Origin of the sequence: Allorhodopirellula heiligendammensis (genome assembly GCF_007860105.1) — a bacterium.
In the GTDB taxonomy this organism is placed as follows: domain Bacteria; phylum Planctomycetota; class Planctomycetia; order Pirellulales; family Pirellulaceae; genus Rhodopirellula; species Rhodopirellula heiligendammensis.
Genome location: NZ_SJPU01000002.1, coordinates 1,751,900 through 1,766,361, shown reverse-complemented (window position 1 = coordinate 1,766,361; position 14,462 = coordinate 1,751,900). Strand labels below are relative to the sequence as shown.

The 14,462-nt window shown below is 58.3% G+C and carries 13 protein-coding genes; 6 read left to right on the top strand and 7 right to left on the bottom strand.

All coding sequences use genetic code 11. The annotated features are described in order from the left end of the window. Positions 1–217 precede the first annotated feature (217 nt). The 4 genes from Poly21_RS16940 to acpS all read left to right on the top strand — a co-directional run bounded on the left by Poly21_RS16940 (position 218) and on the right by acpS (position 4,898). Positions 218–1,795 carry a sodium/glutamate symporter gene (locus tag Poly21_RS16940; protein ID WP_302119304.1) on the top strand — a complete coding sequence of 526 codons (1,578 nt, stop codon included), beginning with the start codon at positions 218–220 and terminating at the stop codon, positions 1,793–1,795. Between the two features lie 102 nt (positions 1,796–1,897). After that, complete coding sequence (locus Poly21_RS16935; protein ID WP_146408082.1) at positions 1,898–3,511, top strand: amidophosphoribosyltransferase; 1,614 nt, start codon at positions 1,898–1,900, stop codon at positions 3,509–3,511. A gap of 30 nt (positions 3,512–3,541) precedes the next feature. After that, positions 3,542–4,504 (top strand): tryptophan--tRNA ligase, encoded by a 963-nt coding sequence (trpS, locus tag Poly21_RS16930; RefSeq protein WP_146408081.1) that lies wholly within the window; start codon positions 3,542–3,544, stop codon positions 4,502–4,504. A 4-nt stretch (positions 4,505–4,508) separates the two neighbouring features. Next, the gene (gene acpS / locus Poly21_RS16925; RefSeq protein ID WP_146408080.1) at positions 4,509–4,898 is read left to right on the top strand and encodes a holo-ACP synthase; all 390 of its coding nucleotides are present in this window, start codon (positions 4,509–4,511) and stop codon (positions 4,896–4,898) included. 50 nt (positions 4,899–4,948) lie between these two features. On the opposite strand, the gene Poly21_RS16920 is transcribed toward acpS, so the two are convergent. The 6 genes from Poly21_RS16920 to rbp form a co-directional block, all read right to left on the bottom strand. Further along, entirely contained in the window at positions 4,949–5,281 is a 333-nt protein-coding gene (locus Poly21_RS16920; protein ID WP_146408079.1) for a co-chaperone GroES, read from the bottom strand. Between the two features lie 106 nt (positions 5,282–5,387). Next, entirely contained in the window at positions 5,388–6,389 is a 1,002-nt protein-coding gene (locus tag Poly21_RS16915) for a PIN/TRAM domain-containing protein (RefSeq protein ID WP_146408078.1), read from the bottom strand. A 148-nt stretch (positions 6,390–6,537) separates the two neighbouring features. Next, positions 6,538–7,680, bottom strand: coding sequence for a dGTP triphosphohydrolase (dgt, locus tag Poly21_RS16910; protein WP_146408773.1), 1,143 nt, complete (start codon positions 7,678–7,680; stop codon positions 6,538–6,540). 287 nt (positions 7,681–7,967) lie between these two features. Beyond that, complete coding sequence (locus Poly21_RS16905; protein WP_146408077.1) at positions 7,968–9,122, bottom strand: DUF1559 domain-containing protein; 1,155 nt, start codon at positions 9,120–9,122, stop codon at positions 7,968–7,970. Positions 9,123–9,202: 80 nt separating this feature from the next. After that, on the bottom strand, positions 9,203–9,400 hold the full coding sequence (locus Poly21_RS16900) for a hypothetical protein (protein ID WP_146408076.1): 198 nt from the start codon (positions 9,398–9,400) through the stop codon (positions 9,203–9,205). A gap of 171 nt (positions 9,401–9,571) precedes the next feature. After that, on the bottom strand, positions 9,572–10,009 hold the full coding sequence (gene rbp, locus Poly21_RS16895) for an RNA-binding regulator (RefSeq protein WP_302119295.1): 438 nt from the start codon (positions 10,007–10,009) through the stop codon (positions 9,572–9,574). 299 nt (positions 10,010–10,308) lie between these two features. On the opposite strand from rbp, the gene Poly21_RS16890 reads away from it, so the two are divergent. Beyond that, positions 10,309–10,731: a DUF2780 domain-containing protein gene (locus Poly21_RS16890; protein ID WP_146408075.1), complete on the top strand. Its 423-nt coding sequence runs from the start codon at positions 10,309–10,311 to the stop codon at positions 10,729–10,731. A gap of 100 nt (positions 10,732–10,831) precedes the next feature. On the opposite strand, the gene Poly21_RS16885 is transcribed toward Poly21_RS16890, so the two are convergent. Continuing rightward, positions 10,832–12,088, bottom strand: coding sequence for an MFS transporter (locus Poly21_RS16885; RefSeq protein WP_302119293.1), 1,257 nt, complete (start codon positions 12,086–12,088; stop codon positions 10,832–10,834). A 243-nt stretch (positions 12,089–12,331) separates the two neighbouring features. Between Poly21_RS16885 and Poly21_RS16880 the strand changes: the two genes are divergently transcribed. Further along, positions 12,332–14,455, top strand: a complete 2,124-nt coding sequence (locus Poly21_RS16880; RefSeq protein ID WP_302119291.1) for a hypothetical protein — start codon at positions 12,332–12,334, stop codon at positions 14,453–14,455. Positions 14,456–14,462: the final 7 nt, after the last annotated feature.

Genomic DNA, 14,462 nt, shown 5'->3' with positions numbered 1-14,462 from the left:
GGAGACGAATTATCCCTCGATGATACGGACGCATGTCATCGCTGAGTAGTTCCGTTTAGGAGGGAGATAGCGATCCTATGCCCAACGCCGATACAGTGTGTCGACGTGCGGCCTCGCGGAGCGGGGAGGACCATCTCGGCCACCCCCTGTGCGGAACTGACGAAACGTTAAACTGACATGACTTCAACGCCCCCGAACTTTTTTTCGTACCGGAGCCATGCTAGGCGCTGTCATTCTCACCGCCGCGTTGCTGTGCCTCGGGGTAGGAATACGCTCCAGATTCCGTATTTTCGCAACCGCCCGCATTCCCGCGTCACTCATCGCGGGGGCAATTGGTTTGGCCGGTCTGCAATTCCTGACGTGGTTCTGCTGGTCGTTCGACGGCCAACTCCTGGCGAGCACATGGCATGCAGCACTCGAGTCCTTCATTCGTGATGCGGTGACAAATCTGCGGGCTTGGCCGACCTGGTTGATCGCGGTCGTGTTCGCAGGGATGCTGTTGACCAAATCACCCGAGCGTCTGGCGACTGACCGGCACGGCGACCGGGAGGGATTTTCCCCTGTTGCCCGTGAAGCGTTGATGGTGTGGATCATCGTGCTCGGTCAAACGGCGATCGGATTGGTGTTGGTGTGGTGGTGGATCGGTCCCCAATTCTCACTGCCAGCCTCGGCGGGAATGTTGATTGAAACCGGTTTTGCGGGCGGTCATGGTACCGCCGCTGCCATGGGCACCGTGCTGGCGCACCCCAGCATCGGGATGAACAACGGCTTGGACCTGGGAATCCTGATGGCGACTTCGGGTTTGATCTATGGACTCGTTTCAGGGATTCTATGGATTGAGCTCGGCGTGCGCCGTGGCTGGGTTGCCACCGGATTGCCTCCCAATGGATCCGCGTCGACAACTACCGAACACAGACAGATCGGAGTGCCGTCGACGCCGCATGACCAGGTGGGCGGACCGCTTCGTCCGCTGCCGCCGGCCGATGCTATCGACCCATTGCTGCTGCAATTGCTGTGGTTGACGCTCGCCTTTGCCGTCGGGGTGGGACTGCAGTATGCCGTCGATCAGGTGGCCATGATGGTGGATGCTGCGGGTTCGTTCGGAAATGACCAAGCGGGCACGGCCGGCGATGCGGTGCTGACAGATCGGCTTCGCGCGGCCTCCGTGGTGGGCTCGTTCCCCTTATTCATCTACACACTCTTTGGCGGGGCAATTGTGCGATTCTGCGTGGTGCGCACTGCGGGGGAACACTGGATCGACCATGAGAGAATTCAGCGACTGGTCGGTTCGAGCATGGATTTACTAGTCGTCGCTGCGGTGGCGACACTGAATTTGGCCGTGGTGGCGTCGTTGTGGGTGCCGATGCTGGGACTTTTTTTAGGCGGCGCAATCTGGTCCACGATCTGTTTACTGGTGTTGTCTCGAAAAATCCTGCCGGAGAGCCACTGGTTCGAGCTGGGGTTGATCAATTTTGGGATGTCTACGGGCACGACGGCCACCGGGTTTGTGTTATTGAGGGTCGTCGATCCCGACTTAGAAACATCAGCGGCCAAACAGTATGCGTTGGCGGCACCCCTGTCGGCACCCTTTATTGGTGGCGGCATGATCACCGTGGGGCTGCCGCTGCTACTGCTGGAGCGAATCCCGATCGGCGTTTCGGCTGTCGGCATGACGGTCATTGTGGGTGTTCTGGTGGCATGGGGGGTGGGCTGGAAATCGAGACTCACAGCTACTGCCACATCCGCAAACGCTAAAACCCGGTCGCCAAAAGAGACCGTGACCGAAAATAGGTAGCCTGGAAGGTGACATTGAATTGCGTTCTATCGCGATGCCGGTAAACTCAATGGGCTGTTACCGAACTGTCAGCCATCCGCTTTTTTTGCGAACACTAGTTTCATGGCCGAACTGAACCACGAATGTGGCGTCGCCGCGATTTATCACCTGTCCGGTCGCGGTCGCAGCCCGATCTGCACCGACGACGGCCCACGACACATCTCGCGTCTCCTGCCGCGGATGTTGCTCGACATCCAAAATCGCGGCCAACTCGCTGCGGGGATGAGCACGTATGACCCGGATCGCCCAGGGCTGATCAAGACCCGTCGCGACGTCGGCACCGTCACCGAGGTATTCCGCCTGAACCACCGGGCCAAAGCCGAAAATCTAATGAAATCTTTGGCCGGTCGCGCAGCGATTGGACACGTTCGCTACGCCACCTGCGGCAAGGATGACCGCAACTACGCCCAACCATTTGAACGCCGGCACATCCACAAACGCAAATGGTTTAGTTTTTGTTTCAACGGTCAGCTGGCGAATTACTCGTTGCTCAAACAAAAACTGTTGGCCGATGGTGACCATCACCTGACACTCGACACCGACACAGAGATCTTCTTGCACGAGTTTGCCCGATTATTATCGGCCAACCACGGGCGATTGGAGTGGATCGATGTGCTCCGGCAAGCGACTGCGGGCTTTGACGGCGCCTACTCGCTCGCACTCCTAACGGCCGAGGGCGAGATGATCGTGGCCCGCGACCCGATGGGCAATAAACCAATGTGCTATATCCACGAAGGGCCCTTGTTCGCCGCCGCGAGTGAGAGCGTGGCGTTGTTGAACCTGGGGTTCGAAGCCGATCAAATCAAATCATTGCCACCGGGCCATGCCATCATTATCGACCCGGAAACGGGGTTCCGAATGGAACAATTCGCGCCACCTCAGGAGCCCAAACACTGCTTCTTTGAATGGGTGTACTTTGCCAACGTAGCGAGCACACTCGATGACCGTAGCGTCTATCTCACACGCACAAACCTCGGACGCGAACTTGCCACCGCCGAACGCGCGCTCGGCCGAGTCCCCCTGGACGATCCCGATACAATCATCGTACCGGTGCCCGACACGAGCAAAGCCGCAGCCGATTCGATGGCGTATGAGCTATCGATTCCTTGCCGCGAGGGCCTGATCCGCAACCGTTATGCGGGGCGGACCTTCATCGAGGGCGGACGGGCACGGAAGGCCAAAGCAGCGGCCAAGTACACACCGCTACGCGAAGTACTCAAGGGCAAACGCGTCATCCTCGTCGAAGATTCGATCGTCCGCAGCACGACCATGAATGCATTGCTCGATCGCATTCGTGATGTGGGCGGTGCGAAGGAAATCCATGTCCGTGTGGCGTGTCCGCCCATCGTGGCACCGTGTTTTTACGGTATCGACATGAGCACGATCGACCAATTGATCGCGCCGAAATACTTCTCTCTTACCGGTGAGTTGACCGAAGAAGCTCAGCAGCGACTCGCCGACGACCTCGGTGCTGATTCGCTACAATACCTTCCCGTCGAAGCGCTCTCCCGGGCAATCAACCTGCCGCAAAGCCAACTTTGCCAAGCATGCGTGACGGGCAAGTACCCCACTCCGATCGGTCAGCATCTCTACCAGATCGCTTGCGACAATCGCGGATCGCGAATTGACAACCGACGCACCTACGAACAACTCGCCCACGCCGTCGGCGTGACCTAATTCTCTCCCACTCTCCCACTCTCTCACTCCATGCGTGTACTTTCGGGCATCCAACCTACCGGCCAACTTCACTGGGGGAATTACTTTGGTGCCATCCGCCAATACATCGACTTGCAAGAGGACAACGATGGATTTTATTTCATCGCCGACCTGCACGCACTGACGACAGTTCGTAACCCCGATGAACTTCGCAGCAACACGCTCGGCATCGCCCTGGATATGTTGGCCCTCGGTCTCGACCCCAATCAGGCGACGCTGTTCGTGCAATCGCATGTTCCCGAGGTCACCGAACTGACGTGGTTACTGATGACGGGCACGCCGATGGGCCTGCTGGAACGCTGCCACGCGTACAAGGACAAGAAGGAAAAGGGCTTGAATGCGGACGCCGGGCTGTTCAACTATCCCGTGCTGATGGCCGCAGATATCCTTGCATACGACTCGCAGATTGTACCGGTCGGCGCTGATCAAATTCAACACATCGAAGTCTGCCGAGATCTGGTGGGAAGTTTCCACCACACCTTTGGTGAGACGTTCGTCGTCCCCAAAGCGAAAACCTTGGACGTGGGCGCCCGGGTGCCCGGCACCGACGGCCAGAAGATGAGCAAGAGCTACGACAACACGCTGCCTCTGTTTGGGGATGTGAAGAAGATCCGTAAACAGATCATGCGAATCGTGACCGACAGCCGTCCGGTGGAGGAGCCCAAAGAGCCTGCAGGCGATCACCTGTTTGACCTTTATCGACTGTTCGCATCTCCCGATGAAATTGCCGCGATGTCGGCCAAGTATCGGGCTGGCGGGTTTGGTTATGGAGAGGTCAAAAAAGCGGTTGCTGACGTCAGCGAAGCATATTTCGCTGAAGCTCGTGAGCGCCGCGAGGAACTCAGCCAGGACCTCGATACCGTGCGGGATATCCTCGCTGCGGGTGCGGGACGAGCCCGCGAAGTTGCCAGTGGCGTACTCGATCGAGCGCGTTCGGCGTGCGGATTAAGGTAGCGTCATGGCGATCGTGGCGGTCGGAACGGAAATCGTGCAGTGTGCTCGGATCGCACAGATGATCCAACAGCATGGCGAGCAATTTCTCGAACGCGTCTACACTCCGTCTGAAATCGATCACTGTGCCCAACTGCCGGACGCGACCAGTCACTTCGCCCGCCGCTGGGCTGCCAAGCAGGCGGTATACAAGGCGTTGCACTGCCACCGCAAAGGCGTCCGCTGGACAGAGATTGAAATTCAGACCCGCCCGCCTTGCGGACCGCTGATCTCGCTATCAGGGACCGCCCACGAGCGAGCCATCGATGCCGGTGTCGATACGATCCATCTCAGTTTGGGCGGATGTCGCACGCAAGCCATCGCATACGTCGTCCTGTGGCAAGACGAAGCAACCTAAGATAGGCGTCCAGGCCTGCCCACGGTGCCATCACAGTCGGTGAACCTGCCTCAAGTCTCCTCAGGCGCATTGCGGCGGAATACCGCAACAATGTCATCGACCGGCACAACGAACAATTGATTATCGTGTTCCAAGTCCACAGGGATCGCATTCTTCGGATGGAATAGGATCTTGTCGTATTGGCGCAGCGGTAGTTCATCGTCGTGCTCCACGACCGCGCTGATCGTTACAATCCGCCCGGTGATGGTGGGGATCTCGGCGGCATCGGGCAGGGCAATCCCACCGCGGGTTTCACGTTTGGGTTCGTCCTTGCGGACGAGCACTCGGTCACCGATGGGTTCGACATACTCAAATGTCGTAGGGGCTACTTTTTTCTTGGTCATGGATTCAAAACCTATCCGAAATGGGGTTTGACCGAATACGGCAATCGTCTGAAGAGAGGCAACACGCGGACCGGCGAACGAACCAGTTCCCTCTCGAGGGCGACAGTCAGTCGACCTTCGCGAAAATCATCTTGCCAGCGTTTGTTTGCAAGGTGCTTGTCACACGCACGTCAAGCTCTTGGCCGATCTTATTACGCCCGCCTTCGACCACGACCATCGTGCCGTCATCGAGGTATCCGATACCCTGCTCGGGCCCTTCGCCCGGCTTAATGACTCGCAACCGAAATGTTTCGTCAGGTAGGAATACCGGGCGGAGTGCGTTGCTGATCTCATTCAAATTGATCACGGGAACACCCTGCACCTTGGCGACCTTATTCAAATTAAAATCGCCGGTGACGACTTTTCCCTCGAGATGCTTGGCCAGCAGAACGAGTTTGAGGTCCACCGTCTGACCAGCGAGTTCAGGAAGCTCGCGATCAAATATTTGCAGGTCCACGTTTTCGTCCGCCCGTAGACGGTTGAGCACATCGAGCCCCCGACGCCCGCGGGTACGGCGGAGTTTATCGCTGCTATCGGCAATCGCCTGCAGTTCACTCAAGGCAAATCGCGGCATGATCAACTGATTGTCAAATACGCCCGTGGCCACGAGATCGGCGATTCGACCGTCGATCACGACACTGGTGTCGAGAATCAGCGGCTTAAAGCCTTTGACCTCACGGACGAACTCGACGTAGGGAATGAGAAACCGAAAATCATCCTTGGTCTGCAGCAGCACCGAGGTACAGAGGTAACACAGACAGATCCCCAGCACCAAGCGAGCCTGGTCGACACCTCCCAAATACTCCAACAGGGGAGCCGCCGCGATACTCAAGATATAGGTCAACAGCACGCCGATTAACACGCCGAAATAAACCGATGTGATCGTGTCGATGCGTTTCCGTGGCAGATAAATATCGACCACGACCATAATGACTGACAGGCCCATGATGGCAATGAAGTTCAGCCACGGCAGGACCGCAGGCCCGCCGCTGGGCAGCGAGGAATTGATGATTGCTGAAACGCCGCCGGCGCACAATAAAAAGAACAGTCGCAGAACGATCAATGCCATAGATGCCTGCAGCCCACGCGCAAGACGCGGACCAACCTGAAGCGGAAAGTGAAGGGGAACGGTATGACGAGCACTGGCCTAGTGTAAATGCTCACGCCGAAACGCCCAGGGGTTTATCCGCAGTTGGCACTCGACAATGTAAAAAACTTCACCAATCAGCCAGAGGACCGGCTGCGGAATGGCCAAGATTCACGAATTGCTGGTCACAAAAATGGTCGGTCATCCCTGCGATGTACTCACCTACCACGCGAGCTAGTGGGATCGACTCTGTCCGTCGGCGAAACCGCAGGGGTAGTCGAGCCGGATTTTGAGTCAGGGTATCGAACAAGACCCGGACCCGGTGGGCGGCTGATTCTCGCACTGGAATCAAACGCGGGTGCCGGTACACAGCATTAAACAGATAGGTCTCTAATTCCCTCCGCTCAACCGCCAACACCTCGCTGTGATGGATACGAAAACCGGCGTCTTGGACATGGTCGGCCGACATCCCTTGGGCGGATTGCAGCAGTTCGACCGAAATCTGCAGCAAATCGCTGACCTGCAAGTCGATCAGCTCATGAACGAGCAATTGCCGAGTGGGACCAATCGGCAAATCTCCCGCTTTGTCTCGCACCCGCTGCAGGGCACGGCGAATGATGGCGAGCTCCGACAGCCCGTCGATCGATAATAATCCCATCTGCAATGCGTCATCGACATCGTGAGCATCGTAGGCGATGGAATCGGCTGCATCGACGATCTGGACCTCCAACAGCGGTGCGCGGCCGACGGCGGCTTCGGATTTATGTGCCCGAGTGTCCTGCCCGGCCAGCGTCTCCGCTGATAGGTTCAACCCCGCAAATGCGTGATAACGTTGTTCGAGTTGCTCGACAATCGTCAATGCAAATTGATTGTGCGAAAACCCGCCCACGTCGGACATGCACGCGCTCAGCACGTCCTCGCCGCAATGACCATAGGGCGGATGCCCGATGTCGTGCATCAATGCAAGTGCCTCGGTCAAATCTTCATTCAGTCGGAGGACTCGAGCGAGCGTCCTGGCGACCGAGGCGACTTCGAATGTGTGGGTCAACCGTGTCCGGTGATACGTCCCCATTTCACCGGTGAATACCTGCATCTTTCCCGACAATCGCCGAAAGGCACTGCTGTGCAAGATCCGGTCTCGGTCGCGCCCGTACGGACCGCGGTAGGCATGAGGCTGCTCATGATGACCGCGCCCCGCCGAGTCGCTGCTGTGCATCGCATAGGACGCCAGTAGCAAATGCTCCCGATCAGCGTATCTCCGCAAATCGATCAAGGGGCCACCGGTCGACATGATGGATGCGGATAAACTCAACAAAAATGAAGTGTGAGGGGAGATGAGGGACAGCGGAAGCGACAACTAGGGTAGCTTGCATCGATAGAGTCGCCCAGTCCAACCGAAAACGCCCCCGGATCCGTCTGCGGAGGTGCGCCATGGTGCGGGGACCGAGCGGTTGTTCAGTGGCGTCGTTCGCTGCGCCGAAGAGGCACTCTCCGCGATTCTCACGGGGCGAACGGCGAGGATTATTTTCCTGGCGATCCTTCGAACTGCTAAGTCGAACGCTAGGGCAGCGACTTGACTTCGTGACCGGCCTTCGTACCGAGTGCCCCCCATAATCCATACGGACTCTGTTCTCCTGGAACGCCAGCCTTCGGAAGCGTTGCCCGACTCTGATCGCCTGCCTCAATGCTCTCGGTGACGAACCGGATCGCACCATCAGCCATCAGGATGTGACATCCACCCTGATGGCGACTCCCCATCGTGAGCGTCCCATCAGCACCGTCGCCGCCCCACAGGCAGCTTTCTTTATTGGGTGGGCGAACGGTATTGACGCTACTGTACATCGGCCGTCCGTCAGCCCATCGTTTGCCACGACGCTGATCGGCCCCACCGGTATCAGTGGCGTCTGTCCAAAACTGCGGCCGTTGGGGGTCGACATTGTCGCTGTAGCAAATCTGAGGGTCGAAAAAGAACGGATCCTGCTGATTGAACTTCGGTTGACCATTGATCTCAAGATTACCCGCGTCCGTAACAATCTCACCGCACATCAGAGTATTGGATGTCCCGTCGAGGATATCTCTGAAATGGGTCACGTGGCGTGGCTCGAAGACTCCCCGCAGGCGAGACTTGACGGCCGGATCGGTCACAACGCCAAGCGTGTTGACGCCGCCGTCATGCGTTGTTTGAATCGCATCCCCGATACAGCAGGCGTAATTCGACAGCCCCGTTTGCCCTGCCGTTCCCACCGTCGGGTCGCTGGGACAACGGAACGCCCCCACGGTAGTCAGCCAGGGCGTGTAGTTCGTGTCCCAGGGCACCGGCCCCATCGCTGGAAATGGCGGGGTCCTAACCGACCCGTCTGAATTCTGTGCCAGCGGGTTGCTGATTTGCTGCCACAAAGCCTGCTGCTCGATGAATGGCAAAGTGCCGACGATCCAACTCAGGGAGTTCTGGTTGCTCGTGGGCGAAAAATAGTAGGTCCCCGTGGATTCCTGAGGGAATTGGTCGTAGGCCGAATGGTAATTATGCAGGGACAGCCCAATCTGCTTAAAGTTGTTGCTGCAACTCATGCGTCGGGCCGCCTCTCGAGCCGCTTGGACCGCCGGTAGCAGCAGCCCCACGAGCACCCCGATGATCGCAATCACAACCAACAGCTCAACGAGGGTAAAGCCGCCTCGACCGCCTCGACCGCCTCGACCGCCTCGACGACTATTCATATTCAACACCTGAAATAGACAACAAGCCTGCAAAACCAAGTTTTTGCAACGTAACTACGCAAGAAATGCCAAGTAGTTCCTCAGTCACGCCGGTCACGTTCTCGCATCTCTTTCTCCTGGGCGGCGTAGGCTTGGGATTGAGCAGCTATTTCCTCGGCGGTAGGAGGGTTTGCCGGCGGGGCGGCAACGCTGTTCTCGGTCGACCCACCACAACCCGTGATACCCAGGATGACGGCGACAGCCAATGTATTCCAGGTGACAACAATCGATCGGTTCATGACGCAAGTGTTCAGCGAGAAGGAGATGCGGGGGGGACCTATGCCTCCATCCTAATCAAATCATGCTGATAAGACACGTCAACAAATCACCACATAACGAAAAACGGGACAAGCTTGGTCAGCTCGTCCCGTTAACGTATTCATCGAAAATGAATGTTTAAGCAGGGTGTCTTAGTAGCGGTCGCCTCCACCACCGCCACCGTAGCCGCCGCCACCGCCGCCGCCGCCACCGTAGCCGCCGCGTCCACCGCCACCGCCACCGTAGCCGCCGCGTCCACCGCCGCCACCACCACCGTAGCCGCCGCGTCCGCCACCACCACCACCGCCGCCGGTGCGGGGAGCTCGGGGACGAGCTTCATTGACGGTCACATTGCGACCGGCAATCGATTGACCGTCGAGGTGTTCAATCGCTTCTTTTGCACCATCGGCTTCCGCCATTTCGACAAACGCAAAACCACGACTGCGGCCCGTTTCCCGATCCATGATGATGTTCACAGCCGACACTTCGCCGTACTGCTCAAATGCTCCCCGAAGGTCATCTTCGGTTGCCGAGAACGACAGGTTCCCTACATAAATATTCGTCACAAAACTAACCTTACGAATCGTCACCAACGAGACAAAATGCCTCTCGCATTCAGGGCGGAATTACTGGAAAACACTTCCAAAAGTAACACCCCGCCGAGAGTGTGGTGCTCCACTAGCAAGCAAGCGTGAACCAAACGCGAGCGTCAGTCAATGCCGGATTCTGCAATTTCCAGCCCTTTAGACGCCGATGGAGGATTGAATGTGGGCGATGGCCACCTCACAATCGGGTTTCGGCTAACACTCGTGTTCGTCCGTGCAGCAGGGAGGCAACCTCTTCGTGTCAAGGATGACACTCATTTACCTCATCTGCCCCGAGCGAAACCATGGACGAATTGATCAAACTCATCAGTAGCCAACTTGGCATCGATCCCGCAACTGCCAACGCTGCCGTCAGCCGAGTGATGGCGTTACTCAAAAGCCAGGTGGGTTCCGAACTCTTCGGCCACGTCGCCGGGGCTATCTCGGGGGCTGATCAAGCCGCCCAAGCGGCTCCCGAACCCGCTGCCGGGGACGGCCTACTCGGAAAACTCGCTAGCTCGGTTTCGTCCATGCTCGGTGGCAAGTCGGGGGCAGGCGTGGAAATGGCCACGGCATTGGCCAGCACCGGCGTCGATGCCGATAAAATCGGCCCCATGCTCAAAATGGTCTTCGACTTTCTCCGCGAGAAACTCGGTGACGATGTCGTCAACCAAATTTTGGCCAAACTCCCCATGCTCAAACCCCTGCTCGGTGATTCCGAACAGTAAAGCGAACTCAACGGAACGCTGAAGCACGTGTCTAGCGGGGATCGCATCCCCGCTGGACACGTAGCGTGATCTGCCATCCGCGTCCGGCGTCGCTCTGCCGCTAGTCGTCGAGGCGAGTGGCCAGTGGGAAAGCCAGCCCGGCGAACGCGGTGGCGACCATCGCAGTGGCGGCGACTTGAAACGCCCCGCCCAAACCGATGCGGCCAGCAATTTGTCCCCATAAAAACGAGCCCGTTGCCATCGAACCGGCCATCATGGTCAGGTAGCAGCCCATGCCGCGGGCCCGCAGACGCGGTGGCAGGGTGATCTGCGCGGTCGCGTTGAGTGTCGTCAGGGTCGCCATCCAACCCGCACCCATCACCAGGATCGCGGGCAGGAGTATTTCCCACCGCGGCGACCAACTCATCACGAATAGCCCGGAGGCAAACATCCCCATAGCCACCGCGACCAATCGATCCGAGCCGAAACGATGACGCAGGCGCGGTAGCAGTGCCGCCCCCATGACAGCCCCCGCGCCCACGCAGGCCACCATCACTCCGAATCCGCTCGACCCCCAACCCAATTCCGTTTTGGCAAACAATGGCAACAGAGACCACAGCGAACTGCCCGGCAGCACAAAGAAAACGACGCCAATCATGACGTTCCGCATCACGCGGTGCATGGCGACGTAGCGAACCCCCTGTCGCAGCGAGGCGGCGAAGGAACGGCCACGGCTGCTCTCACGGGCGGTCCGCTTCCATAAAAACAACACGACCACCACCCCCGCAAACGTACACGCATTGATCGCAAAGGTGCTCCAGATTCCCAACACTGCGATCAGCACCCCACCGATCGCGGGCCCCATGGTACGGGCGAGGTTGAAGCTGATGCTGCCTAGACCCACGGCACGCGAGATCTGGTTTCGCGGCACGAGTTCCGGAATCGCTGATTGCCACGTCGGCACATGCACGACCATGCCCAATCCCATCACGAATGTCAGCATGAGCAGCCCCCACGCCGTGATGTGCCCGCTCCAGGTGAGCACCGCGAGGGTTGCCGTCACGAGTAGTAGCAGCGACTGCGTCATCATCAACAGACGTCGCTTGTCAAACCGGTCCGCCAGCACGCCCGCAGGAATGGCGAGGAAGACGATTGGCAGTGCCATCGAGGTACGCACCGCCGCTACCATCTCCGGGCTGCCCTCGAGCGTCGTCATCAGCCAACCCGCCCCCACCTCATGAATCCAGGTGCCGAGATTTGACGCCAGCGATGCCATCCAAAAAAAGCGAAATAGTCGCAACCGGAGCGGTTCCCAGAACGGTTCCGGACGCAGCGCAGTGGGAACTGCTGGCGATACAACATCTTCCGATGCTGTCACGGGAGATGGCGAGGAGGCACTCGATTGGCGGGGACGAGCGATTTTACGTTCGACTGAGCCAGGAGGAGATGAGATAGCAAGTTTCATATCCTTTAAAGGTCCGTAACATTGCGATGACCGTCAAGAGCATTCGCACCCTCGTGACGAGAGGGGCAGTTTGCAGGTTGGTCGGACGCCTTGATGCCGGAAACACAACCCCATCGAATAAGCCGCTTAGCGACGGTGTATACTGTCGCCATCGTGATGACCAACCGCTCCCCACCTATCGCCCGAGTAACGCGCGTGACCACCGAGCTCCCTGTTCCTCGTTGTGCGCGATGGAGAGTTGCCGCAGCGATTTTCGTTTTCATCACCGGCTGCCTGTGGCTGGCACCACCTCGATTGCACGCTGGATTGACAGGCGAGAATGTCGCCCTGATCGTCAATGCGTCCTCCATCGATTCACTCACGATCGCCAATCATTACGCTGCCCTTCGACACATTCCGTCCCACAACATCATCTTTCTCGACGATGTCCCAGGCGGCTTAAGTGTTTCGCTGGACGCGTTCCGCGACCGCATTTTGAAACCGGTCCTGGAATCGATCAACTCACGCCGAATTGCCCCGCAGATCAGTGTCATCGCTTACTCCGCAGGATTTCCGACGTCGGTGGACATCACCTCGCTCACCAAACGCCTCGAGGACAACGAACAGGAGAAGTACCGTCGGCCGACGGCGTCAATTAACTCATTAACGTTTTTTTATCGCTGGGTGTTGAGCGATTCGCCTGACTGTCTGGGGTGGGGCGCCAACCTGTACGCACGTGGAACCTTCGATCGCCACTTTACCAACCCATTCGCGGGTGAGAAGGGAAACCAATTTGACGCCGCTGCCCAGGCAAGCAGAGCGGAGCGATTTAAGGAAGCCGCCGAGGGCTTTGAGACGCTTGCCAACGAATTCCCAACGCTGTGCCCGCTACCTATTCTGGCCGCCGAAAACTGGCTACGCAGCGGCGACGAGGAAAAGTCCCTGACACAAATTCGGCTTGCGATTCGAAATGGATGGATCAATCGCCGATACCTCATCGAGACCGAACCCCTGTCGCAACTTTTCGGCGCGGACGTTGACATGCCTGCGGATCGCCGCGGCTTACTCGATCGTCTGCAGGACGTCCCCTGCGCCATGCAGGGTCCGATTGCCTTCTCCGCTATCAACGGCTGGACAAGTGACGGACATGCTGTGTCCCAAGACCAGGGCGGCATGCCGTATCTTCTCTCCTGCATGCTGGCTGTCGTTCATGAACACGGCAGCTCGCTCCAACACGCTACCGCGTCGCTCGACCGCGCTGCCACATCCGACCGCACGTACCCCGACGCGACGTTCGGTTTCTCAAAAACAAAGGACGTCCGCTCCACCACCCGATTTCCTGTCACCCCCGATGCACTCGCTTGGCTACTGGCTCGCGACCAGAAAGTTGAGATCTTCGCGTCGACTTTGCCTACCTCAGCAAAGCCTTACATCGGCTTAATGCTAGGAGCCGCAACGCTACCGCTGAGCGGTCGCAAGTGGTCGTTCGCGCCAGGAGCAATCGCCGAGAATTTAACCAGTTTCGGTGCCGTCTTCCAAAACGCATCGCAGACGAAACTCACCGCCCTCCTCGATGCAGGCGCTGCGATCAGCAGTGGGACGGTCACCGAACCCTACGCGCTGCCACCAAAATTCCCTACCGCGATGACATACCCCTATTACGCCGAAGGCGTGACAGCCATCGAAGCGATTTATCTGACCGTGCAGTCACCGTTTCAGCTGCTCGTCGTCGGTGATCCGCTCTGCCAACCATTCGCGCGGGCGTCCAACGATTTCGTCCGTTGTGAGGCGATCGCCGCGACATCGACCCATCCCAGCAGCCTGCAGATCACGTGGCAACCGCTGCCGGATACGCCCGTCAGCACAGCGACCACCGCGATGGAACTCTATCTCAATGGCAAACTCGCAGGCCGCCTTCGACCGACGCCGAACATTCAGATTAATCTCCCGCCGGAAACGCACGGTGTGGTTGACACCCGCGTTGTACTCATCGGCGCCCACCCCACCCAACCACGGATCAGTACCCGTGCCGAGATTGTCGTGGGCGAGGAATCACAATTACCCCAGCTCAAACAGGTGGCCGCAGACAATCCGGACGACATTGCGATTTCGATTGACAGTGAGAACGCTGAGCGCGTGGATGTGATGCATCTCGGACGTGTGGTCGGGACGATCCAGAATTCATCGGGTCGGATCACACTGACTTCTCAACAGATCGGTCGCGGCCCTGTGCACCTGCAAGCCATTGCCACCCAATCAGGTCGTGCCGTTCTCAGCCGCAGTCTCAAAATCGACTGGTAGTGAGCGG

Coding starts and splice junctions, on each gene's coding strand:
- Poly21_RS16940 (WP_302119304.1), top strand. CDS start 218: ATGCTAGGCGCTGTCATTCTCACCGCCGCGTTGCTGTGCCTCGGGGTA.
- Poly21_RS16935 (WP_146408082.1), top strand. CDS start 1,898: ATGGCCGAACTGAACCACGAATGTGGCGTCGCCGCGATTTATCACCTG.
- trpS (WP_146408081.1), top strand. CDS start 3,542: ATGCGTGTACTTTCGGGCATCCAACCTACCGGCCAACTTCACTGGGGG.
- acpS (WP_146408080.1), top strand. CDS start 4,509: ATGGCGATCGTGGCGGTCGGAACGGAAATCGTGCAGTGTGCTCGGATC.
- Poly21_RS16920 (WP_146408079.1), bottom strand. CDS start 5,281: ATGACCAAGAAAAAAGTAGCCCCTACGACATTTGAGTATGTCGAACCC.
- Poly21_RS16915 (WP_146408078.1), bottom strand. CDS start 6,389: ATGGCATTGATCGTTCTGCGACTGTTCTTTTTATTGTGCGCCGGCGGC.
- Poly21_RS16905 (WP_146408077.1), bottom strand. CDS start 9,122: ATGAATAGTCGTCGAGGCGGTCGAGGCGGTCGAGGCGGTCGAGGCGGC.
- Poly21_RS16900 (WP_146408076.1), bottom strand. CDS start 9,400: ATGAACCGATCGATTGTTGTCACCTGGAATACATTGGCTGTCGCCGTC.
- Poly21_RS16890 (WP_146408075.1), top strand. CDS start 10,309: ATGGACGAATTGATCAAACTCATCAGTAGCCAACTTGGCATCGATCCC.
- Poly21_RS16880 (WP_302119291.1), top strand. CDS start 12,332: ATGACCAACCGCTCCCCACCTATCGCCCGAGTAACGCGCGTGACCACC.